The organism is Variovorax sp. YR566 (genome assembly GCF_051992195.1).
GTDB lineage: Bacteria > Pseudomonadota > Gammaproteobacteria > Burkholderiales > Burkholderiaceae_C > Variovorax.
Map to the genome: position 1 here is coordinate 6,273,776 of NZ_CP197092.1, position 24,810 is coordinate 6,298,585.

A 24,810-nucleotide genomic window follows, 5' to 3' on the forward strand; every position below is an offset into this window, starting at 1 on the left:
TGTTCGCGGGATGACGACAACAACATCCATGGGAAATCCCGCCGACAGCTCCGGCGGCAATTCCAGCGGCATCTACGTGCTGGCGGCGCACCCGCACTGGCGCGACTCCCGAGTCAACCGCCGCATGCTCGCCGCCGCGCGCGCCGTGCCCGGCGTCGACGTGAACGACCTCTACGGCAGCTACCCCGACTTCGCCATCGACGTCGAGGCCGAGCAGGCCCGGCTCGCCCAGGCCAGCCTCGTGGTGCTGGTGCACCCGATCCAGTGGTACTCGATGCCCGCGCTGCAGAAGCTCTGGGTCGACGACGTGCTCAGCTACGGCTGGGCCTATGGCCCCGGCGGCACGGCCCTGCAGGGCAAGGACCTCTGGCTGGTCGCCACCACGGGCAGCCCCGAAGCGAGCTACCACCCGCAGAACTACCACCGCTACTTTTTCGACGCCTTCCTGCCGCCCTACGAGCAGACCGCTGCGCTGTGCGGCATGCGCTTTCTGCCGCCGCTGATCTTCTACGGCGCGCGCAGCGCAAGCGAGGCGGATGTGAAGTCGCATGTCGAAACCTTCGCCCAGCGCCTGGGCAGCTACCCCGACTGGCCCGAGATCGAGGAGATCGACGCCTGCGTGGCCTGCCCCGTGCCCGAGAGCGATCGGCCGGCCGAGGTCGATGAGCTCGACAAGGCGGCCGCCAGCGCCTTCCATGCCGCCGTGACCCACGGCCTTGCGAACGCCTCCGCGGACAACCACGGCAAGAAGGCGGCCTGAGCATGGAACACGCACCCGCCTGGCTGACCAGCAGCCTTATCTATCTTGGCGCCGCCGTGCTGGTGGTGCCGCTTTCGAAGGCCCTGGGCCTCGGCTCGATCATCGGCTACCTCGTGGCCGGCATCGCCATCGGTCCCTGGGGGCTGGGGCTCGTGTCCAGCGTCGAGGACGTGCTGCATTTCGCCGAGTTCGGCGTGGTGCTGATGCTGTTTCTCGTGGGCCTCGAACTCGAACCCAAGCGCCTGTGGAGCCTGCGCCGTCCCATCTTCGGCTGGGGCGCCGCGCAGGTGCTGAGCTGCGCCGTGGTGCTGTTCGCCGTGGGCTGGGCGGTGGGCGCCGAATGGCGCGTGGCACTGGTGGCCGCGCTGGGCCTGGCGCTGTCGTCCACCGCCATCGCGCTGCAGGTGTTCGGCGAGCGCAACCTGCTGAAGACGCCCAGCGGGCAGGCCGGCTTCTCGATCCTGCTGTTCCAGGACGTGGCGGCCATCCCCATCCTCGCGCTGCTGCCGCTGCTTGCCGGCGCCACCGCGGCCGAGCAGTCGATCACCGGGCTGGAGCGGGCGCTGGAAGCCGCAAAGATCCTCGGCGTGATCGGCGGCATCATCCTCGGCGGCCGGCTGCTGCTGCGCCCTATCCTGCGCTGGATCGCGCGCAGCGACACGCCCGAGATCTTCACCGCCGCCGCCCTCTTGCTGGTGGTGGCCATCGCGGCGCTGATGCAGCTGGTGGGCCTGTCGATGGCGCTCGGCGCCTTTCTCGCCGGCGTGCTGCTGGCAGAAAGCGAATACCGGCGCGAGCTCGAAACCGACATCGAGCCCTTCAAGGGCCTGCTGCTGGGCCTGTTCTTCATTGCCGTGGGCATGTCGATCAACTTCGGCGTGCTGATCGCGAGCCCGTGGGTCATGGCGATGCTGGTGGTCGGCTTCATGGTCATCAAGCTGGTGGTGATCTATTCGCTCGCCAAGGCGATGGGCATCGCCTACCAGGAGCGGCCCGTGTTCACGCTGCTGCTCGCGCAGGGCGGCGAGTTCGCGTTCGTGGTGTTCCAGGCCGCGGGGCCCGATGTGCTGCCGCCCGAGATCACATCGCTGCTGATCGGCGCAGTGGCGCTGTCGATGCTGCTGTCGCCGCTGCTGCTGGTGCTGCTCGACAAGTTCGTGCTGCCGCGCTACAGCCGCAACCAGGGCCCGCAGCTCGAAGAAATTTCGGAGCAGCAGGACGCCAAGGTGCTGATCTGCGGCTTCGGCCGCTACGGCCAGATCGTCGGGCGCATGCTGATGTCGCAGGGCCTGCGCGTGACGGTGCTCGACCACGACGCCGACACCGTCGAAGGCCTGCGCCAGTTCGGCTTTCGCGTGTTCTACGGCGACGCCACCCGGCTCGACCTGCTGCGCACCGCGGGAGCCGGCACGGCAAAAGCCATCGTGGTGGCGGTGGACGACATCGAGCAGTCGCTCGAAATCGTCGATCTCGTGAAGGAGAACTTTCCGCAGGCCCGCATCATCGCGCGGGCGCGCAACGTGACGCACCTGTTCCAGCTGCGCGACCGCGGCGTGACGGAGGTCGAGCGCGAGGTGTTCGAATCGTCGCTGCGCAGCGCCCGTGCGACGCTCGAAGCGCTGGGCTGGCCGGCGCATGAAGCGCGCGAATCGACCATGCGCTTTCGCCGCCGGAACATCAAGCTCAGCGACGAGATCTATCCTCACTACAAGGACCGCGCCAAGCTGATCGCCGCCAACAAGGCGGGCCGGCAGCAGTTCGAGGAGCAGATGGCGCGCGAGCGCGAGGAGCGGCAGCGCCGCTCGGGGCGCGACTGGGACCGGCTGGACGGCGAGGAAACCGCGCCGAAGGAAGAAGCGGACGCGTAGCGCCCGCGCCGCCGGTCAGGCCGCCAGCTTCAGCAGCCTGACCGCATTGCCCTTCAGGATGCCCGGCATCACCTCGGGCTTGAACCCCGCCGCCTCGAAGTCGCGCATCCAGCGGTCGGGCGTGATCAGCGGGTAGTCGCTGCCGAACAGGATGCGGTCCTTCAGCAGCGTGTTGGCGTATTGCACCAACTGCTTCGGAAAGTACTTGGGACTCCAGCCCGACAAGTCGATCCACACGTTCGGCTTGTGCGTGGCCACGCTCAGCGCCTCGTCCTGCCAGGGGAAGCTGGGGTGCGCCATCACGATCTGCATGTCGGGGAAGTCGATGGCCACGTCGTCCAGGTGCATCGGGTTGCTGTATTCGAGCCGCAGGCCGCCGCCGCAGCGCATGCCAGAACCGATGCCGCTGTGGCCGGTGTGGAAGATAGCCGGCAGGCCGTACTCGGCAATCACTTCGTAGATGGGCCAGGCCATCTTGTCGTAGGGGTGGTAGCCCTGCACCGTCGGGTGAAACTTGAAGCCCTTCACGCCGTGCTCCTCGATGAGCCGGCGCGCCTCGCGTGCGCCCATCTTTCCCTTGTGCGGATCGATGCTGCCGAAGGCGATCATGATGTCGCTGTTCTTCTGCGCGGCCTCGGCGATTTCCTCGTTCGGGATGCGGCGGCGGCCCATGTTCGATTCGGCGTCGACCATGAACATCACCAGGCCGATCTTTCTTTCACGGTAGTACGCCACGCTCTCCGCAATGGTGGGCCGGCCGCTGGAGCCGAAGTACTTGTCGGCGGCGCGGTCGTATTCCTCGCCGTAGTTGTCGAAAGGGTTCCAGCAGCTCACCTCGGCGTGGGTGTGGATGTCGATCGCGATCAGGTTCTGGTGGTCCATGTGTTTGTCTCCAGTACGGGTAAGTCCCTAGCATCGGGCAGGTCCAAATGCCTTGAATTGATTATTTCTCATAACCATAATCCAACGCAACCCCGAACACCATCATGACCAATCCAGACCTTCACATCGAGCTCCGCGACGAAGTCGCCATCGTTCGCCTGACGCGCGGCACCAAGCGCAACGCGTTGTCCGACGGCCTGATCCTCGCGCTGCGCGACACCTTCGAGAAACTGCCTTCCACGGTGCGCGCCGCGGTGATCGACGGCGAAGGCCCGCATTTCTGCGCCGGCCTCGACCTGAGCGAGCTGAAAGAGCGCGACGCCGGCCAGGGCCTGCAGCACTCGCGCATGTGGCACGCGGCGCTCGATCTCATCCAGCATGGCCCGGTGCCGGTAGTAGCGGCGCTGCACGGCGCGGTGGTCGGCGGCGGGCTCGAACTGGCCAGCGCCTGCCACATCCGCGTGGCCGATCGCAGCACCTTCTACGCATTGCCCGAAGGCTCGCGCGGCATCTTCGTGGGCGGCGGCGGCTCGGTGCGCATTCCCAAGCTGATCGGCGTGGCTCGCATGACCGACATGATGATGACCGGCCGCGTCTACAACGCCGAGGACGGCGAGCGCGCCAACTTCGCGCAGTACCTGGTCGACGAAGGCACGGCCTTCGACAAGGCCTTCGAACTCGCCAAGCGCATCGCCACCAACGCGCCGCTGACCAACTACGCGCTGATGCACGCACTGCCGCGCATTGCAGAACAGTCGGCCGACCACGGCTTCTTCACCGAAGCGCTGATGGCCGGCATCGCACAGGCCGCCCCCGAAGCCAAGGAACGCGTGCGCGACTTCCTCGAAGGCCGGGGCGCGAAGGTGAGCAAGACATGACCGCCATCCGATACCGCCCCCTGGCCTTCGGCGTGACGCGCGCCGTGCTGCGCGACGGCGCACCGGGCACGCAGTACCTGACCGCCGAGACGCAGCTCGAAACCTACCGCGAGCGCATGACCGACCGCCTCGCGCACTGGGCCGAACAGACGCCCGATCGCACCTTCATCGCCCGCCGCGAACGGCTGGCCGACGGCAGCACCGGCGACTGGATCCGCGTGAGCTACGCGGAGGCGCTGCAGAAGGCCCGCGGTATCGGACAAGCCCTGTTGAACCGCGGCCTGAATGCCGAGCGCCCTGTGGCCATCCTCAGCGAGAACGGCATCGATCACGCGCTGCTCGCACTCGGCTGCCTCTACGCTGGCGTGCCCTACTGCCCCGTGTCGCCGCCCTACTCGCTCGTGAGCCAGGACTTCGAGAAGCTGCGCCACGTGTTCGACACGCTGACGCCGGGCCTCGTGTTCGCCACCGATGCCGCGCGCTACGGCCGCGCCATCGCAGCCGTCGTTCCCGCCGAAACCGAAGTCGTCATTGCAGAAGGCCAGCTCGAAGGCCGCGCCACCACCTCGCTCGACGCACTGGCCTCGACACTCGCCACGCCGGCCATCGACGCGGTCATGCAGTCGACCGGCCCCGACACCATCACCAAGTTCCTCTTCACCTCGGGCTCCACCAAGATGCCCAAGGCCGTGATCAACACGCACCGCATGTGGTGCGCCAACCAGCAGCAACTGCGCCAGTCGATTCCAGCACTGGGCGAAGAGCCGCCGGTGCTGGTCGACTGGCTGCCCTGGAACCACACCTTCGGCGGCAACCACAACGTGGGCATCGTGCTGGACAACGGCGGCACGCTCTACGTCGACGACGGCAAGCCCACGCCCGGCGGCATGGCCGAGACGCTGCGCAACCTGCGCGAGATCGCGCCCACCATCTACTTCAACGTGCCCACCGGCTTCGAGGCCATCGCGCACGCCATGGAAACCGACGCGGTGCTGCGCCGCAACCTGCTGTCGCGCGTGAAGATGTTCTTCTACTCGGGCGCCGCGCTGTCGCAGCCCGTGTGGGACAGCCTGCACAAGACGCAGGAGTCGGAAGTCGGCGAGCGCATCGTCATGGGCACCGGCCTCGGCATGACCGAATCGGGCCCCTTCGCGCTCTACGTGACCGGCCCCGACGTGAAGTCGGGCGACGTGGGCCTGCCGGCACCCGGCATCGAGCTCAAGCTGATCGACGTCGACGGCAAGACCGAGGTGCGCTACCGCGGCCCCAACATCACGCCCGGCTACTGGCGCGCGCCCGATGCCACGGCCGAGGCCTTCGACGACGAAGGCTTCTTCTCCACCGGCGACGCCGTGAAGTGGATAGACGACGGCAACATCCACCGCGGCCTGCGCTTCGACGGCCGCATCGCCGAAGACTTCAAGCTCGCCACCGGCACCTTCGTGAGCGTGGGCCCCATGCGCGCAAAGATCATCGCGGCCGGCGCGCCATACGTGCAGGACGCGGTGCTGACCGGCATCAACCTGAAGGAAGTCGGCGCGCTGATCTTCCCTACGCAGAAGGTGCGGCAGCTCGCCGGCCTGGCCCCCGACGCCACCATGCAGCAGGTGCTCGAGAGCGCACCGGTGCAGGCGCACTTCCAGCAGGTCGCCGACACGCTGGCCGCGAGCGCCACCGGCAGTGCCAACCGCATTGCACGGCTGCACCTGATGGCCGAGCCGCCGTCCATCGACAAGGGCGAAGTGACCGACAAGGGCTCCATCAACCAGCGCGCCGTGCTCAAGCATCGCGCCGCGCTGGCCGATGCAATGCACGACGGCACCCTGCCCTTCACCGTCAAGCCCCGCTAACCCCATCCAGGAGACACAAGAATGAAGATCGAAGGACAAGCCGCCCTCGTCACCGGCGGCGCATCGGGCCTCGGCGAAGCCACCGCACGCGAACTCGCACGCCTGGGCGCCAAGGTCGCAGTGCTCGACCGCAATGCCGCGCTCGCTGAAAAGGTGGCGGCGGAGATCGGCGGCGTCGCCTGCGTCTGCGACATCACCGACACCGACAGCGTGAATGCAGCACTCGACAAGGCCGCCGCAGCGCACGGCACCGCACGCATCCTGATGAACGTGGCCGGCATCGGCAGCGCCAAGCGCATCGTCGGCAAGGACGGCAACCCCGCGCCGCTCGAAGACTTCGTGCGCGTGGTCAACATCAACCTGATCGGCGGCTACAACATGGCGCGCCTGTTCGCCGCGCGCTGCGCGAAGCTCGATGCGCTCGACAACGGCGAAAAGGGCGTGATGCTCTTCACCGCCTCGGTCGCCGCCTTCGACGGCCAGGTGGGCCAGCAGGCCTACAGCGCCTCCAAGGGCGGCCTGGTCGGCATGACGCTGCCGATGGCGCGCGACCTTGCGCAGCACGCCATTCGCGTGTGCACCGTGGCGCCTGGCCTGTTCGCCACGCCGCTGCTGCTGGAGCTGCCCGAGGCGGTGCAACATTCACTGGCCGCATCCATTCCCTTCCCGCCGCGCCTGGGCAAGCCCTCGGAGTTCGCCGAGCTGGCCTGCCACATCGTCACCAACGGGCACCTCAATGGCGAGGTGATCCGCCTCGACGGCGCACTGCGCATGGCGCCGCGCTGAGCCGCCGCTTTTTTCGCGTTCCCAAGTTCTCGCCTCACAACGTATCAGGAGACATCGATGACCTTCAAGAAGACCACCCTCGCCGCCGTGCTGGCGCTCATGGCCACCGGCATGATCGGCATGGCCCATGCCGACATCACCATCGGCGTGGTGCAGCCGCTCACGGGCCCCGCCTCGGGCCTGGGTATTCCGGTGAAGAACGGCATCATGATCTGGCCCAAGACCATCGCGGGCGAAACGCTGAAGGTCGTCGTGCTCGACGATGCCACCGACCCAACCACCGGCGTGAAAGACGCGCAGCGCCTCGTCACCGAAGACAAGGCCGACGTCATCGTCGGCTCCAGCGCCACGCCGGTCGCCATCCCAATGGCCGACGTGACGGCCGAAGCGGGCACGCCGCAGATCTCCACCGCGCCCGCCGGCCTGCCGCCGGGCAAGGACAAATGGTTCTTCCGCCTGCCGCAGTCGAACGACGTGATGGCCTTCGCGGTGGTCGCGCACATGAAGAAGCAGAACGTGAAGACGGTCGGCTTCCTCGGCTACACCGACGCCTACGGCGAGCTGTGGCTGAAGGCGCTGACCGCCGAGGCCGCCAAGAACGGTATCAAGATCGTCGCCACCGAGCGCTTCGCGCGCGCCGACACCAGCGTGACCGGGCAGGTGCTGAAGCTCACGTCAGCCAACCCGGATGCGATCCTGATCGTCGCTTCGGGCAGCGGTGCCGGCATGCCGCAAAAGGCAGTGATGGAGCGCGGCTTCAAGGGCAAGGTCTACCAGACGCACGCCGCCGCCACGCAAGACCTGATGCGCACCGCCGGCAAGGACGCCGAAGGCACCTTCGTGGTGTCGGGCCCCGCCACCGTGGCGGAGCAACTGCCCGACAGCCACCCGTCGAAGGCCGCCGCGGTCGCTTTCGTGCAGGGCTACGAAAAGGTCTATGGCCCCGGCTCGCGCAACCAGTTCGCCGGCCATTCGGCCGACGCGCTCACTGTGCTCGAGAAGGCCGTGCCGGTCGCGCTCAAGAAGGCCAAGCCCGGCACGCCGGAGTTCCGCGCCGCGCTGCGCGACGCGCTCGAAAGCATGGGCCGCACGGTGCTCGCGCACGGCGTGCTCAACTGGACGGCGCAGGACCACTGGGGCTACACGACCGAGACCGGCGTGATGCTCAAGGTGGTGAACGGCGCCTTCAAGGTCGAACAGTAATCCTTCGCCACGACCGCACGCCATGGATCTTTCAATCGCCAGCATCCTGACGCTGGACGGACTCACCAATGGCGCGATCTATGCCCTGCTGGGCATGGGCATCGTGCTCGTCTTCACGGTGACCCGCGTCATCTTCATCCCACAGGGCGAATTCGTGGCGTACGGCGCGCTGACGCTGGCGATCTTCCAGACCGGCAAGACGCCGGGCACGGTGTGGCTGCTGCTCATATTGGCCGGCGTCGCCGCGCTGATGGACCTGGCCACCACCTGGCGCCACAGTGGCAGCGCGGCGAGCGGGCTGAAGGCGGCGCTGCGCACATTCGCCCTCCCCGCCATCATTTGCGCGGTGTCGGCCTGGGCCGGCCCGCGCAACCTGCCGATCGGCGTGCAGGCGTTGCTCACGGTGTTCATCGTCACGGCCTTCGGGCCCCTTGTGTATCGCGTGGCGTATCAGTCGCTGGCGGGCGCGAGTTCGCTGGTGCTGCTGATCGTCTCGGTGGGCGTGCACTTTGCGATGACCGGGCTGGGCCTGCTGTTCTTCGGCGCGGAGGGCTTTCGCAATCCGCCGTTCTGGGACGAGCGCATGGCGCTCGGGCCGCTCAACGTGAGCGGGCAGGCGCTGATCATCTTCGGCGTATCGGCCGCGCTGATCGTGCTGCTGTGGCTGTTCTTCGAGCGCAGCCTGTACGGCAAGGCGCTGCGGGCCACGGCGGTGAACCGGCTGGGCGCGCGACTGATGGGCATCTCGACGCAGGCGGCCGGGCAGCTCACCTTCGCGATGGCGGCGCTGATCGGCGCCCTCTCGGGGCTGCTGATCGGGCCGACCACCACGGTGTTCTACGACTCGGGTTTTCTCATCGGCCTGAAGGGCTTCGTGGCTGGTGTGATCGGCGGTCTCGCCAGCTATCCAGGGGCGTTGCTTGGCGCACTGGCTGTGGGCGTCATCGAGGCCTTCGGCTCGTTCTGGGCCAGCTCGTTCAAGGAAGTGATCGTGTTCACCATCATCCTGCCGGTATTGCTGTGGCGCTCGCTGACCAGCGGCCATTCGGACGAGGAGCATTGAGATGGAAGCGCTCCTGAACCCTTCCTCTTCGGCACCGGCATCCGACAAGAGCGCGCTGCGCACCTGGGGCCCGCTCGCGCTGATCCTGGTGCTGATCGCGCTGCCGCTGCTCCCGCTGCCCGACTTCTGGATCATCCAGCTCAACTACATCGGCATCTACACGCTGCCCGTGCTCGGCCTGGTATTGCTCACCGGCGTGGGCGGCCTCACCTCCTTCGGGCAGGCGGCCTTCGTGGGCATCGGTGCGTACACCACCGCCTACCTCACGGTGAACACCGGTCTCTCGCCATGGGTCACGCTCTTCATCGGGCTGGCGCTTACCGGAGCCAGCGCCGCGATCATCGGCGCGATCACGCTACGCATGTCGGGCCACTACCTGCCGCTGGCCACCATCGCTTGGGCGCTGTCGCTGTACTACCTCATGGGCAACCTCGATGCACTCGGCAAGTACGACGGCATCCTGGGCGTGAAGGGCCTCACCGTATTCGGCTTCGAGGTCGGGCAGCAGCGCATGTTCTATGCGGTGGTGTGGATCTTCGCGCTGCTTGCCGCATTCGCGGTGATCCGCCTGCTCGACTCGCGCAGCGGCCGCGCCATCCGCTCGCTGGCGGGCGGCTCGCAGATGGCCGAGGCCATGGGCGTGAACACGCTGCGCTTCAAGATCGGCATCTTCGTGCTGGCGGCCATGCTCGCGTCGATCTCGGGCTGGCTGTTCGCTCACTTCCAGCGCACGGTGAACCCCTCGCCCTTCGGCCTGAAGATGGGCATCGAGTACCTGTTCATGGCGGTGCTCGGCGGCGCGGCCCATGTGTGGGGCGCCATCGCCGGCTCGGGCGTGGTCAAGCTGCTCGAAGACCAGCTGCAGGTGCTGCTGCCCAAGCTGATCGGCACGGCCGGCAGCTACGAGCTGATCGTGTTCGGCATCATGATCGTGCTGGTGCTCAAGTACCTGCCCGAAGGGCTCTGGGCATTCATCGACCGGCGCCTGCCGCGTCCGCGCCGCAGCGTCGACTGGCAAGGCGCGAAGGACCTGCCCGCGCGCGCCAAGCCGGCCGCCGGCGAGGTGGTGCTCGACGTGCAGGCCATCCGCAAGACCTTCGGCGGGCTGGTAGCCGTTAACGACATCAGCTTCCAGACGCGCGCCGGCCAGATCGTCGGCCTGATCGGGCCGAACGGCGCGGGCAAGTCGACCACCTTCAACCTGGTGACCGGCGTGCTCGGCCTCTCGGGCGGCGCGGTGCGCTTCCGTGGCGAAGGCATCGGCGGGCTCGGCGCACGGCAGATCGCGCAGCGCGGCGTGTCGCGCACCTTCCAGCACGTGAAGATGGTGGCCGACATGACGGTGCTGGAGAACGTGGCGCTGGGCGCGCACCTGCGCGGGCGCAAGGGCGCCATTGCAGCCATGCTGCGCATCGACCGCGCCGAAGAGCGCGCGCTGTTCCGCGAGGCCGAGCGCCAGCTGCAGCGCGTGGGCATGGGCGACTTGCTGCACGAACTCGCTGGCAACCTCGCGATGGGCCAGCAGCGCCTGCTTGAGATTGCACGCGCGCTATGCGCCGACCCGGCCCTGCTGCTGCTCGACGAGCCCGCGGCCGGCCTGCGCCACAAGGAAAAGGAAGCGCTGGGCAAGGTGCTGCGGCAACTGCGCGGCGAAGGCATGAGCATCCTGCTGGTCGAGCACGACATGGGACTGGTGATGGACATCTGCGACCACATCGTGGTGATGGAATTCGGCACGCACCTGATGGAGGGCACGCCCGCCGAGGTGCAGAACAGCGACAAGGTGCGCGCTGCGTACCTGGGCACGGAGCACTGAAATGACAACCCCCTTGCTCCGCATCCGCAACCTGCACGCCGGCTACGGCCGCGCCGAAGTGCTGCACGGCATCGACCTGCAGGCCGACCAGGGCAGCGTCGTCACCGTCATCGGCCCGAACGGCGCCGGCAAGTCCACCCTGCTCAATGCGCTGATGGGCGTGCTGCCCTCGAAAGGCGTCATCGAGTTCAAGGGCCAGCCTATCTCCGCGCTGTCGCTCGAGGAGCGCGTGATGCTCGGCATTGCGCTGGTACCCGAGAAGCGCGAGCTGTTCGGCACCATGCCGGTGGAAGACAACCTCGTGCTCGGCGCATTCCGCCAGGTGCGACTGCGCAACAGGCAGTGGCGCGACCGCATCGACGAGGTCTACACGCTGTTCCCGCGCCTGAAGGAGCGCCGCGCTCAGCTGGCCGGCACGCTGTCGGGCGGCGAGCGGCAGATGCTGGCAGTGGGCCGCGCGCTGATGTCGCGCCCCACGCTGCTGATGCTCGACGAACCCAGCCTGGGCCTGGCGCCGCTGGTGGTGCAGGAGATCTTCCGCACGGTCGATGCGCTGCGCGCCACGGGCGTGACGATCCTGCTGGTGGAGCAGAACGCGCGCGCCGCGCTCGAAGTGGCAGACCACGGCTACGTGCTCGAGATGGGCAGCGTGAGCCTGGAAGGCAAGGCGCAAGAACTCGCGGTCGATTCGCGCGTGATCGACACCTACCTGGGCGCGGCAAGAAAAGCCGCCTGACGAGAAGAAAAGAAGGCCGCGGCATGCGCGGCAAGGAGACAACTTGATGACCCGACAGAGCCACGTCCACCTCGGCCTGTGCGCAACCGCGCTCGGCGTTGCCGCATTGCTCACGGCCTGCGCGGGCCGGCCCGCAGCACCGCATGCGCCGCTGGCAGCCGCGCGGCCCGGCACGCTCCAGGCCTGCACCGACCTTGCCGCCCGCGCCGCGCTGCCGGGCACGGTCTACACCTCGGTCACTGACGTACCGGCCGGCACCGTCACGGTCGGCGGCGTGGCCATGAGCGCGCCCGCGCACTGCCTCGTGCAGGGTCGCATGAACGAGCGCACGAGCCCCGTCGACAACCAGCGCTATGCCATCGGCTTCGAGATGCGGCTGCCCGTTGCGTGGAACGGCCGCTTCTTCTACCAGGCCAACGGCGGGCTCGACGGCGTCGTGGTGCCGGCGCTCGGCGGCATCGGCGGTGGCGGCCCGCGCAGCAGCGCGCTGCAGATGGGCTTTGCCGTCATCAGTTCCGACGCCGGCCATGCGGGTTCGATGGGCCCGCGCTTCGGGCTCGACCCGCAGGCGCGGCTCGACTATGGCTACAACGCCGTTTCGCAGCTCACGCCGATGGCCAAGAACCTGATCGCCAAGGCCTATGGCCGCGGACCCGACCGCTCCTACTTCGGTGGCTGCTCCAACGGCGGGCGGCATGCAATGGTGGCTGCCGTGCGCTCGGCCGACCAGTACGACGGCATCCTCGCGGGCGACCCCGGCTTCAACCTGCCGAAGGCGGCAGTCGCGCAGCTCTACGGCGCGCAGCAGTACGCGGCGGTGGCCAGCGCGAAGACACCCGCCGGCCAGCCCGACCTGCAGAGCGCGTTCACGCCGGCCGAGCTGAAGCTGGTGGCCGACAAGGTGCTGCAGCGCTGCGACGCGCTCGACGGCCTGGCCGACGGCATCGTGTCGAACGTCAATGCCTGCAAGACGCGCTTCGACATCCAGACGGCGGTGCCCACCTGCGCAGCGGGTACGCGTGACGGCATGTGCCTCAGCGCGCCGCAGAAAAAGGCGCTCGCCGACGTGTTCAAGGGCGCGCGCAACAGCGCGGGCCAGCCGATCTACAGCAGCTTCCCGTTCGACGCGGGCGTGAGCGGCGCCAACTGGCGTGAGTGGAAGTTCGCGAGCCCGCCGACGCGCGACGCGGGTGCCGTGGGCTTCATCTTCAGCACGCCGCCACTGGCCGACCGGCCGCAGGGCCTGCCCTTCGCACTGGGCTTCGACATGGACCGCGACGCGCCGCGCATCGCGGCCACCGATGGCGTGTTCCGCGAATCGGCCCTGTCATTCATGACGCCGCCCGACGCGGCCAACCTGGGCGCGTTGCGCAACCGCGGCGGCCGGATGATCGTTTACCACGGCACCAGCGACCCGGTGTTCTCGTCCGACGACACGCAGGCCTGGTACGACCGTGTGCAGGCCGCGAATGGCGGCGATGCCTCGTCGTTCGCACGCTACTTCCCGGTGCCCGGCATGAACCATTGCGCGGGCGGCCCGGCCACCGACCAGTTCGACATGCTGAGCGCGCTGGTCGACTGGGTCGAGCAGGGCAAGGCGCCCGCATCGGTTACCGCCTCGGCGCGCGGCACGGGCGCGGCGGTGCCCAACGCCGAGGTGCCGGCCAACTGGTCGGCGCAACGCACGCGGCCGCTGTGCCCCTACCCGCAAGTCGCAACCTACACCGGCGGCGATACCGAACGCGCGAGCAGCTTCGCGTGCAAGCTCCCGACGCCCTGATACCGAGTTACCGAGCCCCCGATGGATTACCAGCCCCGCCCCGAAGACGTCAGCTTCCTGCTCAATGCCGTGCTCGACGCGCCTGCCTGCCTGGCCACGCTCGCGCCTTTTGCCGAAGTCGACGAGGCCCTGCAGTCGCAAGTTCTCGAAGAGGCAGGCCGCTTCGTCGGCGAGGTAGTGGCACCCATCAACCGTGGCGGCGACGAGATCGGCTGCCGCTTTGTCGACGGCGAAGTGGTCTCGCCGCCGGGCTTTCGCGAGGCGTACCAGGCCTTCGTCGACGGCGGCTGGCCCGCGCTGTCGGCCGCGACGGAAGACGGCGGCCAGGGCCTGCCCGCGGTGCTCGAAGCGGTGCTCTACGAATGGCTGGCCGCCGCCAACCATGGCCTCACGATGGCGCCCGGCCTGCTGCATGGCGCGTATGCCTGCCTCAAGCACCACGGCAGCGAGGAGCTGAAGCAGCGCTATCTGCAGAAGATCGCGACCGGCGAGTGGCTCGCCACCATGTGCCTCACCGAAGCCCATGCGGGCAGCGACCTGGGGCAGGTGCGCACGCGCGCCACACCGCAGGTGGGGCAGGCCGACGGCAGCCTGCGGGTGAACGGCGGCAAGATCTTCATTTCCGGCGGCGAACACGACCTGACGCCGAACATCGTGCACCTCGTGCTTTGTCGCCTGCCCGATGCGCCGGCCGGCCCCAAGGGCCTGTCGCTGGTGCTGGTACCCAAGCTGCTGCCCGACGGCACACGCAACGCGGTGCACTGCGAACGCATAGAAGAAAAGATGGGCCTGCACGGCAGCCCCACCTGCACGATGCGCTTCGACGACGCCACCGGCTGGCTGGTCGGCGAGCCCGGCCGCGGCCTGGCTGCGATGTTCGTGATGATGAATTCGGCGCGCCTGCACGTGGCGCTGCAAGGCATCGGCCTGCTCGACGCCGCCTGGCAGAAGGCCGACGCCTATGCCGCCGAGCGCCGCCAGATGCGAGCCCCCGGCCCCGTGCCCGCCAGCCGCGGCAGCGAGCCGGCCGACCTGATCGCCGAGCACCCGGCCGTGCGCCGCATTCTCGACACGCAGCGCGCATGGATCGACGGTGCGCGCACCCTCGCCTACCGCAGCGCGCTGATGCTCGACGTCGCCGCGCACGACGCCGACCCGAAGGCCCGCGAGCGCGCGCAGCGCTGGTGTTCGTTCGTCACGCCGGTGCTGAAGGCAGCGTGCACGCACCAGGCCTTTCACGGCGCGAGCGAATGCCTGCAGGTGTTCGGCGGCCACGGCTACGTGCGCGCATGGGGCATCGAACAGATCGTGCGCGACGCGCGCGTGACCATGATCTACGAGGGCACCAACGAGATCCAGGCAATCGACCTGCTGGTGCGCAAGATGTTGCCTGACGGCGGCGTGGGCATGTCGGCCGTGCTGCTCGAACTGCGCGACACGCTCGACGCCTCGCGCGAGGCCGATGCCGACGTGCAGCGCCGGCTGGCGCAGCTGCGCTACCTGGGCACCACCGTCGCGATGGCGGCGCATGCCAACCCGGTGCTGCCCTACGAGGTGGCCGACGACTACCTGCGCGTGACGATGCTCGCGATGATGGCGTGGGCCTGGGCGCGCATCGAGGCAGTGGCGCCTCAAGACGCTGACAAGGCCCGGGCGGCGGCCGCCTTTCGCCGCTGGGTGCTGCCCGAGTTCGAAATGCGCCTGGGCATCGTCAAGCGGGCCTGCGAGACGGTGGCCCTGAGCCACCATGCCGCGACGCCCCCGGGTGTCGCCAACTAGCCACTCGAATCGCTCGCATGCATCCACTCGCGGTTACGCTCGGGCCATGCCACCCTCCCCGAAATCCGCCCCCGCGAAAGGCGAGCAGGCCGTAGTGCCGCAAGGCAAGCAGGACCGGCTCGACGCACGCATGCTCGAAACCCTAGTCGGCTACAACGCGCGCCGAGCGTGGCTGATCGTCAGCGCCTTCTTTGCGGAGCGCATGGCGCCCTACGGGCTCAAGCAGATCGACTTTTCAGTGCTGTCGCTGCTGGCGCACAACCCGGGCGCCACGTCGCGGCAGCTGTGCAACGCGCTGGACATTCTTCCGCCGAACCTCGTGAGCCTGGTGGCCACGCTGGACAGCCGGGGCCTGATCGAACGCCGCCCCCACCCGCATGACGGCCGCGCCGTCGGCCTGCATCTCACGGCGGCTGGCGAAGCGCTGGTCCGCGAGGCCGAGCAGACCGTGATCCAGCTCGAAGCCGACGCCAGCGCCAAGCTGACTGCGCGGGAGCGCGAGACGCTGATCCGGTTGCTGCAGAAGATCTATTTCTAGCGTTTTGAAGGGGGCTCAGAGGCCCCGCTCGACCATATCGATCAATTGCTGGCCAAGGCTGTGGGCAGCCTCGGCCGGAAGCTCGCGCAGCGGCCCGTCGATGATGAGCAGCGCCAGCCCGTGCACCGCGCTCCACGCGAGGTATTCGGCATTCGGGCGCCGCGCCGGGTCGAGTACGCCGGCGTCCACCAGCCGGTCGATGGCCTTGCCCAGCAGCTGGAACGGGTCCAGTCCACTGGCGCCCGCCTTGCCCGGGCCGAGTTCGCCGCTGCCCTCGTCGGAGATCACGAAGGCCGTGCGGAACAAACCTGGCTCGGCCTGCGCGAAGCGCAGATAGGCGGTGCCGACGGCGCGCACCTGCGCCCGTGCGAAGTCTGCGGGCGGCTGGTCGCAGGGCAGCACCGCCAGCTCCTTTTCCATCGCGGTCGCCGCCGCGGCCAGGGCCGCCTCGCGCACCGCGAGCAACAGCTCCTGCCGGCTGCCGAAGTGCCGGTACGCCGCGTTGGGCACCACGCCCGCGCGCCGCGTGGCCTCGCGCAGCACCACTGCGCCGGGGCCGCCGTCGCGCGCCAGTTCAATGCCCGCGTCCAGCAGCGCCCGGCGCAGGTCGCCGTGGCGATAAGTGCTGCGGGCGGGCGGCAGGCTGTCGGGGACGTTGTTGAGCTTCATTGCAATTCCATGTGGACACTGTCCATTATCCCTGTTATTCTTTGTGGACGGTGTACACAAAGTAATCCGATTGTTTGCGGCCCATGACACCGGGGGCCTCCGAGTCACCTCTCCAATCCAAAGGAATCGCCATGAAAGTCCAGTCTTACCTCTCGTTCGAAGGCCGCTGCGACGAAGCGCTCGGCTTCTACAAGAAGGCGCTCGGCGCCGAGGTCGTGCAGCTCATGCGCTACAGCGAAGCGCCTGCAGGAGCCCCTTCAGAGAACGCCGAAGCCGGTTGCGCCGGCGGCACACCCGATGCAAACAAGGTGATGCACGCCGTGTTCCGCATCGGCGACACCGAGTTGATGGCCTCCGATGGCCGCTGCTCGGGACAAGCGAAGTTCGAGGGCATCATGCTCGCGCTCACCGCCAACACCGACACCGAAGTCGTCAAGTGGTTCAACGCACTCGCCGAAGGCGGCCAGGTCATGCAGCCGCTGATCCCGACCTTCTTCACCTCGAACTTCGGCATGCTGACCGACCGCTTCGGCGTGGGCTGGCTGCTGGTCGTCGCGCACCCCACCTGATTCCCCGCACGCTCCAATCCATCTTCCGAAAAAGCTCCCGACATGCTCAAGAAAATCGCCCTCGTCATCGTGCTCGCGATCGCCGCACTGCTGATCTTCGCCGCCACCCGGCCCGACACGTTCCGCGTGGAACGCACTGCGCGCATCGACGCGCCGGCCGACAAGATCTTTCCGCTGATCGACGACTTCCACCGCTGGAGCGCATGGTCGCCCTACGAGAAGCTCGACCCCGCCATGAAGCGCACCTTCGGCGGCACGGCGAGCGGCAAGGGCGCAACCTACGCCTGGGAGGGCAACGACAAGGCGGGCGCCGGGAGCATGGAGATCGTTGAGTCGACGCCTTCGTCGAAGGTCGCGATCAAGCTCGACTTCATCAAGCCCTTCGAAGGCCACAACACGGCCGAATTCACACTGCAGCCCCAGGGCAATGCGACGCAGGTCACCTGGGCCATGCATGGCCCCAGCCCTTACGTTGCAAAGCTCATGGGCATCTTCTTCAACATGGACCAGATGATCGGCAAGGACTTCGAAGCAGGCCTCGCCAATCTCAAGACGGCCACCGAAAAGTAACCCCACAAGGAAACCTCATGTCCCCCATTCACGCCTACCTCACGTTCGACGGCAATGCAGCCGAGGCCATGCGCTTCTACGAGAAGACGCTCGGCGGCACCATGCAGATGATGATGACCATCGGCGAAGCACCCGACACCGAGCAGTTTCCGCCCGAGGCGAAGAAGCGCATCATGCATGCCTCCCTGGCCTACGGCGAAGGCATGCTCATGGCCTCCGACTCCATGCCCGGCCAGCCGTACGAAGGCATGAAGGGCTTCGGCGTCGCGCTGACGCTCGATACCGTCGCCGAAGCGCGCCGCGTGTTCGACGCCTTTGCCGACGGCGGCAAGGTCTCCATGCCCTTCGAGAAGACCTTCTGGGTCGAAGGCTTCGGCATGGTGACCGACCGCTTCGGCACGCCGTGGCTGATCAACGGCGGGAAGCCGCTGGTCTGACCCTTCCTCCCATCGCTCTACAGGAATTGCACTTCCCATGACCAACCAACTCGACAGCCGAAAGCGCTGGCTCGCATTGATGGTGCTGTGCCTCGGCGTTCTGATGATCGTGCTCGACACCACCATCGTGAATGTGGCGCTGCCCTCGATCCGTACCGACCTGGGCTTCACCGAGACCTCGCTGGTCTGGGTGGTGAACGCCTACATGCTGACCTTCGGCGGCTTCCTGCTGCTGGGCGGCCGGCTCGGCGACCTGTACGGCCACCGCCGCGTGTTCCTCGCGGGCCTGGTGCTGTTCACGCTGGCATCGCTGGCCTGCGGGGTCTCGACCTCGCAGGGCCTGCTGGTGGCGGCGCGCGCGGTGCAGGGCCTGGGCGGCGCGGTGGTCTCTGCCGTGTCGCTCTCGCTCATCATGAATCTCTTTACCGAGCCGGCAGACCGCGCCAAGGCAATGGGCGTGTACGGCTTCGTGTGCGCGGGCGGCGGCAGCATCGGCGTGCTGCTGGGGGGCATGCTGACGAGCACGCTGAGCTGGCACTGGATCTTCCTGGTGAACCTGCCCATCGGCGTTGCGGTATACGCGCTGTGCGTGGCGCTGCTGCCCAGCGCGCGCGGCCATGCGCATGGCGAGAAGCTCGACGTTGCGGGCGCCATCACCGTCACGCTGTCGCTGATGCTCGCGGTGTACGGCGTGGTCAACGGCAACGAGGCCGGCTGGGGCTCCACGCAAACGGTGAGCCTGCTCGGCGCGGCCGTGGTGCTGTTGGCCATCTTCATCGGCATCGAGTCGCGCGTGCAGCATCCGCTGATGCCGCTGGGCCTGTTCAAGCTGCGCAGCGTGTCGGTCTCCAACGTGGTCGGCGTGCTGTGGGCCGCGGCAATGTTCGCGTGGTTCTTCATCTCGGCGCTGTACATGCAGCTGGTGCTGAACTACACGCCCATGCAGATCGGGCTGGCCTTCCTGCCGGCCAACGTGATCATGGCGGTGTTCTCGCTCGGCCTGTCGGCCAAGATCGTGATGCGCTTCGGCATTCGCAAGCCACTGGCCGCCGGGCTCTGGCTCGCGGCCATCGGGCTGGCACTGTTCGCGCGCGCACCGGTCAACGGCAGCTTCGTGACCGACGTGCTGCCCGGGATGATGCTGCTCGGCCTCGGCGCGGGCATGGCCTTCAATCCGGTGCTGCTGGCGGCCATGAGCGAGGTGAGCCCGTCCGATTCGGGCCTGGCCTCGGGCGTGGTCAACACCTCTTTCATGATGGGCGGCGCACTGGGCCTGGCCGTGCTGGCCAGCGCCGCGGCAGCGCGCAGCGCGTCGATGGAAGCGGCCGGCGCGCAGATGCCGCTGGCCCTCACCGGTGGCTACAACCTTGCGTTTCTCGTCGGTGCCGTGTTCGCGGCGGCGGCGGGTTTGATCGGGGCCTTGCTGCTTCGCACCATCATGCCTGGGCAAATGGAGAACAACGAAAAGGCTGACGGAAAAGGAGCACCCCGGGAGACGGCGGCATCGTGAGCGGCAACACGCCATGCAACCGCCGGTTTTCTTTCTTCAACGGTTCCACTCTTTATTCAGGAGAACACCCATGGCTCGTTATGTAGACGGCTTCATCGTCGCCATTCCCACCGCCAACGTCGAGGCCTACCGCAAGCTGGCGCGCAAGGCCGGCAAGGTCTGGATGGAATACGGCGCGATCGAATATGTGGAGTGCATCGCCGACGACGTGAAGCCCGGCAAGCTGACCTCGTTTCCGCAGAGCGTGAAGCTGAAGACCGACGAGACCGTGGCCTTCTCGTGGATCGTCTACAAGTCGCGCAAGCACCGCGACACGGTGAACGCGAAGGTCATGGCCGACCCGCGCATCGCGGCAATGGACCCGAAGACCATGCCCTTCGATGCCAAGCGGATGATCTTCGGTGGCTTCAAGAGCATCGTCGAGCTCTGACCTCGCCCGACACGCTCAGGCCAGGAAGCCGTCATAGACGAGCTTCAGGCCCGTGAGCAACATGCCCAGGTACACGAAGCGATAGAACCAGGTCGCATCGATGCGCCGAGCGATGCGGACGCCGACCCACACGCCGAGGGGCGCGAGCGGCATCAGCACCAGCGACGTGGCCAGCGTGCGAAAGTCGAGCAGGCCTAGCCACGCGTAGGGAATCCACTTGCTGAGATTCACCACGAAGAAGAAGTAGGCCATCGTTGCGGTGAAGACCACCGGCGACAGCCGCAGCGGAATCACATAGGCATTGATAGGCGGCCCACCCGCATGCGCGATGAAGCTGGTGAAGCCCGACACCGTGGTCAGCACCGCGCCCACGCCGCGCGAAGGCAGCGGGTCATTGGGCTTGGGTGGAAGCAGCAGGCGCTGCGCCAGAAACAGCAACGTGAACACACCGACGATGCCCGCCACCGTGTGCGCCGACAGCATGCGAAACAGCAGCGTGCCGATCACCGTGCCCAGCAGCCCGAACGGAATCAAAAACTTGAGCAGCGAGCGATCGAAGTCGCGCCGGAACGCCGCCAGGCCCAGCACGTCCATCAGCAGCAACAGCGGCATCAGGATGGCGGCTGCCTGCGGCACCGTGACGGCCAGCGCCATCATCGGTACCGCAAGCGAACCGAAGCCCGCGCCGAAGCCGCTCTTGCTGATGCCGAGCAGCAGCACGGCGGGAATGGCGACCGCATAGAAATGCGGGTCGGTGATGAGGGGAAAGGCCATGGGCAGAAGAAGCGCAGAAAAAAGCCCACCGGGGCGGCGGGCTTCGCTAGCGTAGCAGGCCTTTAGATTGGGGCGCGCTCACGCCGACGGGGTACCTTGCTCCGCGAATGTCCCCCGGCCTTCGGCCTCCTCCTTTATTTCGCTGCGCAAGGCACCCCATCGACGTGATCGTTCAGCGCAGTCGTTGATCGGCCAGCACGACAGCCGCGTCCATGTGCGAATGGCACCGGGTGCTCCCCGCAGCGAAATAAAGGAGGAGCCGAAGGCGGGGAACATTCGCGGAGGGGAGTACCCGGTGTCATTCGCACGCACCCCGAACACAACACACAGCCGAGCAACCAAAACGATCTACTCCGGCTGAATACCCAGCTCACGCACCGTGCGACTCCAACGCTCCACGTCCTTGCGCACCAGCGCGCGCGTGTCAGCCTGCGACAGCGCGAGCGGCTTGCCACCGGCCTTCACGAACGAATCCATCACCTCAGGCATTGCGATGACCTTTGCAAGCTCGGCACGCAGTCGCTCCAGCACCGCCGGTGGTGTCTTCGCCGGAGCAAAGAGACCGAACCACGATTCAAGCTCCAGCTTCGCCACGCCAGTCTCGCCAATGGTGGGAACGTCAGGCTGCGTCGGCAGCCGCGATGTACCCGAAACCGCCAGCGCCTTCGCATTGCCAGCCACCACCTGCGGCCGCGCCGTCGGCGAAAGGTCGAAGAACAGATCGACCCGACCGCCAAGCAAGTCTTGGTAAGCCGCCTGCGCACCGCGATACGGCACGTGCGTCAGCTCCACACCGGCCTGCTGCCACAGCGCCGCCGCGATCACATGCTGCCCCGAACCGTTGCCCGCCGATGCGTAGTTGAGCTTCTTCGGGTTGGCTTTGGCAAACGCCACCACGTCTTTCAGCGTGCCCTGCGGCAGGTCTTTCCGCGCCATCAGCGTGTAGCTGTAGGCCACGGCCAGCCCCAGCGGCTCGAAGTCGCGCAGCGAGTCGTAGGGCAGGTTCTTGTACAACCCCATGTTGAGCGCGAGGTTCGACACCGAGCCGACCAGCAGCGTGTAGCCATCGGCCGGCGCCTTGGCGACGAAGTCGGTGCCGACCACCGTGCCGGAACCCGAGCGGTTGTCGACGATCACGGGCTGGCCCAGTGCGCGCGACAGACGCTCGCCAAGCAGCCGGCCGACAAAGTCGAAGCCGCCGCCGGGCGGCTGCGGCACGACGAGCTTGAGCGGCTTCGCAGGCCAGTCTTGTGCAAGCGCGAGTTTCGGCATGGCGAGCATTGCCAGCGCCGCAGCCATGACGCTGCGGCGGTCGAGTGTGGTGTCCATGGCCGTTCAGCGCTCGAGTGCGCCGCCAGCGAGCCAGCGCGCGCCGCGCTGGTACAGCGCCTCCACCGCCGGCCCCTTGAGCATCGGCATGTCCAGCTTCACCGTGTAGCCGATGCGCTGCTGGATGTACGCAAGGTGGCGATAGCCTTCGGGCAGGTCGGCCAGCACGGCTGCATCGAGCTTCACCGTGGCGGCAGGGTCCACCGGGTCGATGCGGTCCTTCTCGTAGATCGGCTGGCGGTGCAGCAGCGTCCATTCGCCGCCATGCTTTTCCACGAAGTCGTAGAAGCGGCCGGTGCACACCACATCGCACAGCACGCCCTCGACCATGCCGCGCTGCGAGATGGTCATCTTGGTCTGCGCGATGGCGCGCTCGTCAGCCACCTCGATGGCCGAGCCGCCCAGAAAGTGCAGGATGCTCACGCCCTTGGCCCAGCCCTCCTGCGTGACGCGGATGAATTCGGAGTACGGGCCCTGGAACCACGTGGCCATCATCACGCCATCGGGGTGCCACACAGTGGCGAAGCGCTCCCAGTCGCCAGCGTCGCGCCACACGGCCCAGCGCTCGATCATCCGGCGGATCAGCAGCTCCTGCTGCAGGGTGTCTGTCATTTGCGTTGTCTCCTTCATTGTTTTTTGTTTGGATCAGGCAGGCTGCTTCAACGGGTTGAGCACGAAGTCGAAGTCCAGCCGCCAGCGGTCGTTGTCCTGCTTCTTCCATGGCGCGACCAGCGACTGCCGCACCGCGAACACCGCATCAGAGTCGAGCCACTGGTCGCCGTCGCGGAACACGTGGGTGATGAGCCGTTCGTAGCCCGGCGCCTCGATCTTGAAATGCAGATGCGCGGGCCGCCACGGGTGGCGTTTGGTCGCGCGCAGCAGGTCGCCCACGGGCCCATCGACCGGGATCGGATAGGCCTCGGCCAGCACGCTGCGGAAGTGCAGCGAGCCATCGGCCGCAGTGCGCAGGCGGCCGCGGTTCTCTGCGTGATCCAGCCCTTGGTGTTGTACGTCGTAGTGGCCGCCTTCGTCGGCCTGCCACACGTCGACCACCGCATTGGCCACCGGCTCGCCGTCGAGTCCGCGCACCGTGGCGAACACGTCGCAGGGCGCGCCTACAGCGCCGTTGGCCACGTCGTCGCCATGCTCGTATTCGGGCGCGCCTTCGAAGTAGAAGGGGCCGAACACGGTGGCCTCGGTGCAGCCGGCAGGCTTGTCGTTGTTCATCGCAATGGTGAGCATCGACAGGCCCAGCACGTCAGACAGCAGGATGAACTCCTGCCGCTTGTCGTCGCACTTCTGGCCGGTGGCGGTGAGGTACTGGATGCCCTGGAACCACTCTTCCTCGGTGAGCTTCACCTCGCGGGCGAAGGCGTGCAGGTGCTGCACCAGGCTGGTCATGATCTCGTGCAGGCGCGGGCTGGGGGTATCGGCGAAGCGCGCGAGCACGGCCTGGGTGATGTTGTCCTGGTTGAGGTTGCGCATCGTGGCTGTCTCCATGTTGTCTCGGCGCACTGTAGGCCGCACGCCGTTCGCACGAAAGCACCAGGGCGCAAATGATTTTTCCGCCCAGCGGAACGGTCGAGCCTGCCCTGCGCCAAAATCGTCCGACCCTGAAAAACAAGCCCGGAGACACCACCCCATGGACCGCTGGACCGAAATCGCCCTGCTCGTGCAGATCGCCGATGCCGGCAGCCTGAGCCGCGCGGCCGAGGCGCTGGGCCTCTCCAACGCCGCCGCAAGCCGCCATCTGAGTGCGCTCGAAGAAAGGCTGGGCGCGCGGCTGGTCGAGCGCAATACGCGCCGCCTGTACCTCACCGACACCGGCCGCGAGTTCTGCGGCCGCGCCCGCACCATCCTGGCCGACCTGGCGGACGCCGAGTCGACGGTGAACGCCACCGCGCTCAATCCCACCGGCGTGCTGCGCGTGACGGCCTCGCTTTCTTTCTCGATCCACCACATCGCGCCGCTGCTGCGCGAATACACGCAGCGCTACCCGGGCGTGACGGTGCACGTGGAGGCCGCAAACCGCTACTTCGACCTGATCGACAACAACATCGACGTGGCGATACGCACGCGCGAGTACGAGCCCGATTCGAACGTGACGATCCGCCGGCTCGGCGAGACGCGGCGCGTCCTGGCGGCATCGCCGCGCTACTTTGCGCAGCACGGTTTTCCGAAGACGCTGGACGAGCTGAAGCAGCACAAGCTGCTGATCTACACCTACGCCAACAACCCGAACGAGCTGCGCTTCAGCCGTGGCGGGGAGACGCACACGGTGTCGGTGACGGGTCTGCTCGAATCGAACGACGGCCAGGTGCTGCGCGCCGCCGCGCTCGACGGCATGGGCATCCTGGTGCAGCCGACCTACATCGTCTACGAAGACATCGTGGCCGGCCGGCTGGTGCCCACGCTGGACGACTGGGACCTGCCACACCTGACCATCAACCTGGCGTACCCGAGCCGCAAGCACCTGTCGGCGAAGGTGCGCAGCTTCATCGACTTCATGGCGGCGCATTTCGCAAAAATGGACTACGAAAGAAAGTGGACAGGCCACTTCGGCAGCCACTGACCGGGCAAAAA

At 67.4% G+C, this 24,810-nt stretch carries 24 protein-coding genes; 18 read left to right on the forward strand and 6 right to left on the reverse strand.

What is annotated here, in order from left to right; genetic code table 11:
• The first annotated feature begins 10 nt into the window (after positions 1–10).
• Both kefF and kefC read left to right on the forward strand, forming a co-directional pair.
• Complete coding sequence (kefF, locus tag ACTG4X_RS29370) at positions 11–760, forward strand: glutathione-regulated potassium-efflux system oxidoreductase KefF (RefSeq protein WP_307617067.1); 750 nt, start codon at positions 11–13, stop codon at positions 758–760.
• A gap of 2 nt (positions 761–762) precedes the next feature.
• Positions 763–2,628, forward strand: a complete 1,866-nt coding sequence (kefC, locus tag ACTG4X_RS29375; RefSeq protein WP_093057619.1) for a glutathione-regulated potassium-efflux system protein KefC — start codon at positions 763–765, stop codon at positions 2,626–2,628.
• Positions 2,629–2,643: 15 nt separating this feature from the next.
• Here kefC and ACTG4X_RS29380 read toward each other — a convergent pair whose 3' ends face one another.
• Positions 2,644–3,510, reverse strand: a complete 867-nt coding sequence (locus ACTG4X_RS29380) for an amidohydrolase family protein (RefSeq protein ID WP_093177541.1) — start codon at positions 3,508–3,510, stop codon at positions 2,644–2,646.
• 104 nt (positions 3,511–3,614) lie between these two features.
• Between ACTG4X_RS29380 and ACTG4X_RS29385 the strand changes: the two genes are divergently transcribed.
• The 10 genes from ACTG4X_RS29385 to ACTG4X_RS29430 are packed head-to-tail and all read left to right on the forward strand — an operon-like array spanning position 3,615 to position 15,939.
• Positions 3,615–4,388 (forward strand): crotonase/enoyl-CoA hydratase family protein, encoded by a 774-nt coding sequence (locus ACTG4X_RS29385; protein ID WP_093057617.1) that lies wholly within the window; start codon positions 3,615–3,617, stop codon positions 4,386–4,388.
• Positions 4,385–6,238, forward strand: a complete 1,854-nt coding sequence (locus tag ACTG4X_RS29390; RefSeq protein WP_440532593.1) for a feruloyl-CoA synthase — start codon at positions 4,385–4,387, stop codon at positions 6,236–6,238. Before ACTG4X_RS29385 ends, ACTG4X_RS29390 begins: the two co-directional genes overlap by 4 nt.
• 21 nt (positions 6,239–6,259) lie before the next feature.
• Entirely contained in the window at positions 6,260–7,024 is a 765-nt protein-coding gene (locus ACTG4X_RS29395) for an SDR family NAD(P)-dependent oxidoreductase (protein WP_440532594.1), read from the forward strand.
• A 57-nt stretch (positions 7,025–7,081) separates the two neighbouring features.
• Complete coding sequence (locus ACTG4X_RS29400; protein ID WP_440532595.1) at positions 7,082–8,227, forward strand: ABC transporter substrate-binding protein; 1,146 nt, start codon at positions 7,082–7,084, stop codon at positions 8,225–8,227.
• Between the two features lie 22 nt (positions 8,228–8,249).
• A complete protein-coding gene (locus ACTG4X_RS29405) occupies positions 8,250–9,290 on the forward strand; it encodes a branched-chain amino acid ABC transporter permease (RefSeq protein WP_093079547.1) in 1,041 nt (346 codons plus the stop codon).
• A 1-nt stretch (position 9,291) separates the two neighbouring features.
• Entirely contained in the window at positions 9,292–11,106 is a 1,815-nt protein-coding gene (locus tag ACTG4X_RS29410) for a branched-chain amino acid ABC transporter ATP-binding protein/permease (RefSeq protein WP_440532596.1), read from the forward strand.
• Position 11,107: 1 nt separating this feature from the next.
• Positions 11,108–11,842: an ABC transporter ATP-binding protein gene (locus ACTG4X_RS29415; RefSeq protein ID WP_354338041.1), complete on the forward strand. Its 735-nt coding sequence runs from the start codon at positions 11,108–11,110 to the stop codon at positions 11,840–11,842.
• Between the two features lie 46 nt (positions 11,843–11,888).
• Complete coding sequence (locus ACTG4X_RS29420) at positions 11,889–13,622, forward strand: tannase/feruloyl esterase family alpha/beta hydrolase (protein WP_440532597.1); 1,734 nt, start codon at positions 11,889–11,891, stop codon at positions 13,620–13,622.
• A 21-nt stretch (positions 13,623–13,643) separates the two neighbouring features.
• The gene (locus ACTG4X_RS29425) at positions 13,644–15,401 is read left to right on the forward strand and encodes an acyl-CoA dehydrogenase family protein (RefSeq protein WP_440532598.1); all 1,758 of its coding nucleotides are present in this window, start codon (positions 13,644–13,646) and stop codon (positions 15,399–15,401) included.
• Positions 15,402–15,447: 46 nt separating this feature from the next.
• Positions 15,448–15,939, forward strand: a complete 492-nt coding sequence (locus tag ACTG4X_RS29430) for a MarR family winged helix-turn-helix transcriptional regulator (protein ID WP_093079558.1) — start codon at positions 15,448–15,450, stop codon at positions 15,937–15,939.
• Between the two features lie 15 nt (positions 15,940–15,954).
• Here the strand turns inward: ACTG4X_RS29430 and ACTG4X_RS29435 are convergent, their stop codons facing one another.
• Positions 15,955–16,608 (reverse strand): TetR/AcrR family transcriptional regulator, encoded by a 654-nt coding sequence (locus tag ACTG4X_RS29435; RefSeq protein ID WP_435459207.1) that lies wholly within the window; start codon positions 16,606–16,608, stop codon positions 15,955–15,957.
• A gap of 131 nt (positions 16,609–16,739) precedes the next feature.
• On the opposite strand from ACTG4X_RS29435, the gene ACTG4X_RS29440 reads away from it, so the two are divergent.
• The 5 genes from ACTG4X_RS29440 (at position 16,740) to ACTG4X_RS29460 (ending at position 20,124) form a co-directional block, all read left to right on the forward strand.
• Entirely contained in the window at positions 16,740–17,177 is a 438-nt protein-coding gene (locus ACTG4X_RS29440) for a VOC family protein (protein WP_093079560.1), read from the forward strand.
• Positions 17,178–17,219: 42 nt separating this feature from the next.
• On the forward strand, positions 17,220–17,747 hold the full coding sequence (locus ACTG4X_RS29445) for an SRPBCC family protein (protein WP_093177530.1): 528 nt from the start codon (positions 17,220–17,222) through the stop codon (positions 17,745–17,747).
• A 17-nt stretch (positions 17,748–17,764) separates the two neighbouring features.
• Positions 17,765–18,184: a VOC family protein gene (locus ACTG4X_RS29450; protein WP_440532599.1), complete on the forward strand. Its 420-nt coding sequence runs from the start codon at positions 17,765–17,767 to the stop codon at positions 18,182–18,184.
• A 37-nt stretch (positions 18,185–18,221) separates the two neighbouring features.
• The gene (locus ACTG4X_RS29455) at positions 18,222–19,694 is read left to right on the forward strand and encodes a DHA2 family efflux MFS transporter permease subunit (RefSeq protein ID WP_440532600.1); all 1,473 of its coding nucleotides are present in this window, start codon (positions 18,222–18,224) and stop codon (positions 19,692–19,694) included.
• Between the two features lie 70 nt (positions 19,695–19,764).
• On the forward strand, positions 19,765–20,124 hold the full coding sequence (locus ACTG4X_RS29460; RefSeq protein ID WP_093057602.1) for a DUF1428 domain-containing protein: 360 nt from the start codon (positions 19,765–19,767) through the stop codon (positions 20,122–20,124).
• Positions 20,125–20,139: 15 nt separating this feature from the next.
• On the opposite strand, the gene ACTG4X_RS29465 is transcribed toward ACTG4X_RS29460, so the two are convergent.
• The 4 genes from ACTG4X_RS29465 to ACTG4X_RS29480 form a co-directional block, all read right to left on the reverse strand.
• Entirely contained in the window at positions 20,140–20,898 is a 759-nt protein-coding gene (locus ACTG4X_RS29465; protein ID WP_440532601.1) for a sulfite exporter TauE/SafE family protein, read from the reverse strand.
• 348 nt (positions 20,899–21,246) lie between these two features.
• Positions 21,247–22,227 (reverse strand): Bug family tripartite tricarboxylate transporter substrate binding protein, encoded by a 981-nt coding sequence (locus tag ACTG4X_RS29470; RefSeq protein ID WP_440532602.1) that lies wholly within the window; start codon positions 22,225–22,227, stop codon positions 21,247–21,249.
• A gap of 6 nt (positions 22,228–22,233) precedes the next feature.
• A complete protein-coding gene (locus ACTG4X_RS29475) occupies positions 22,234–22,839 on the reverse strand; it encodes a nuclear transport factor 2 family protein (protein ID WP_440532603.1) in 606 nt (201 codons plus the stop codon).
• A gap of 33 nt (positions 22,840–22,872) precedes the next feature.
• Complete coding sequence (locus tag ACTG4X_RS29480) at positions 22,873–23,712, reverse strand: intradiol ring-cleavage dioxygenase (protein WP_440532604.1); 840 nt, start codon at positions 23,710–23,712, stop codon at positions 22,873–22,875.
• Between the two features lie 157 nt (positions 23,713–23,869).
• Between ACTG4X_RS29480 and ACTG4X_RS29485 the strand changes: the two genes are divergently transcribed.
• Positions 23,870–24,799, forward strand: a complete 930-nt coding sequence (locus ACTG4X_RS29485) for a LysR family transcriptional regulator (protein WP_440532605.1) — start codon at positions 23,870–23,872, stop codon at positions 24,797–24,799.
• Positions 24,800–24,810: the final 11 nt, after the last annotated feature.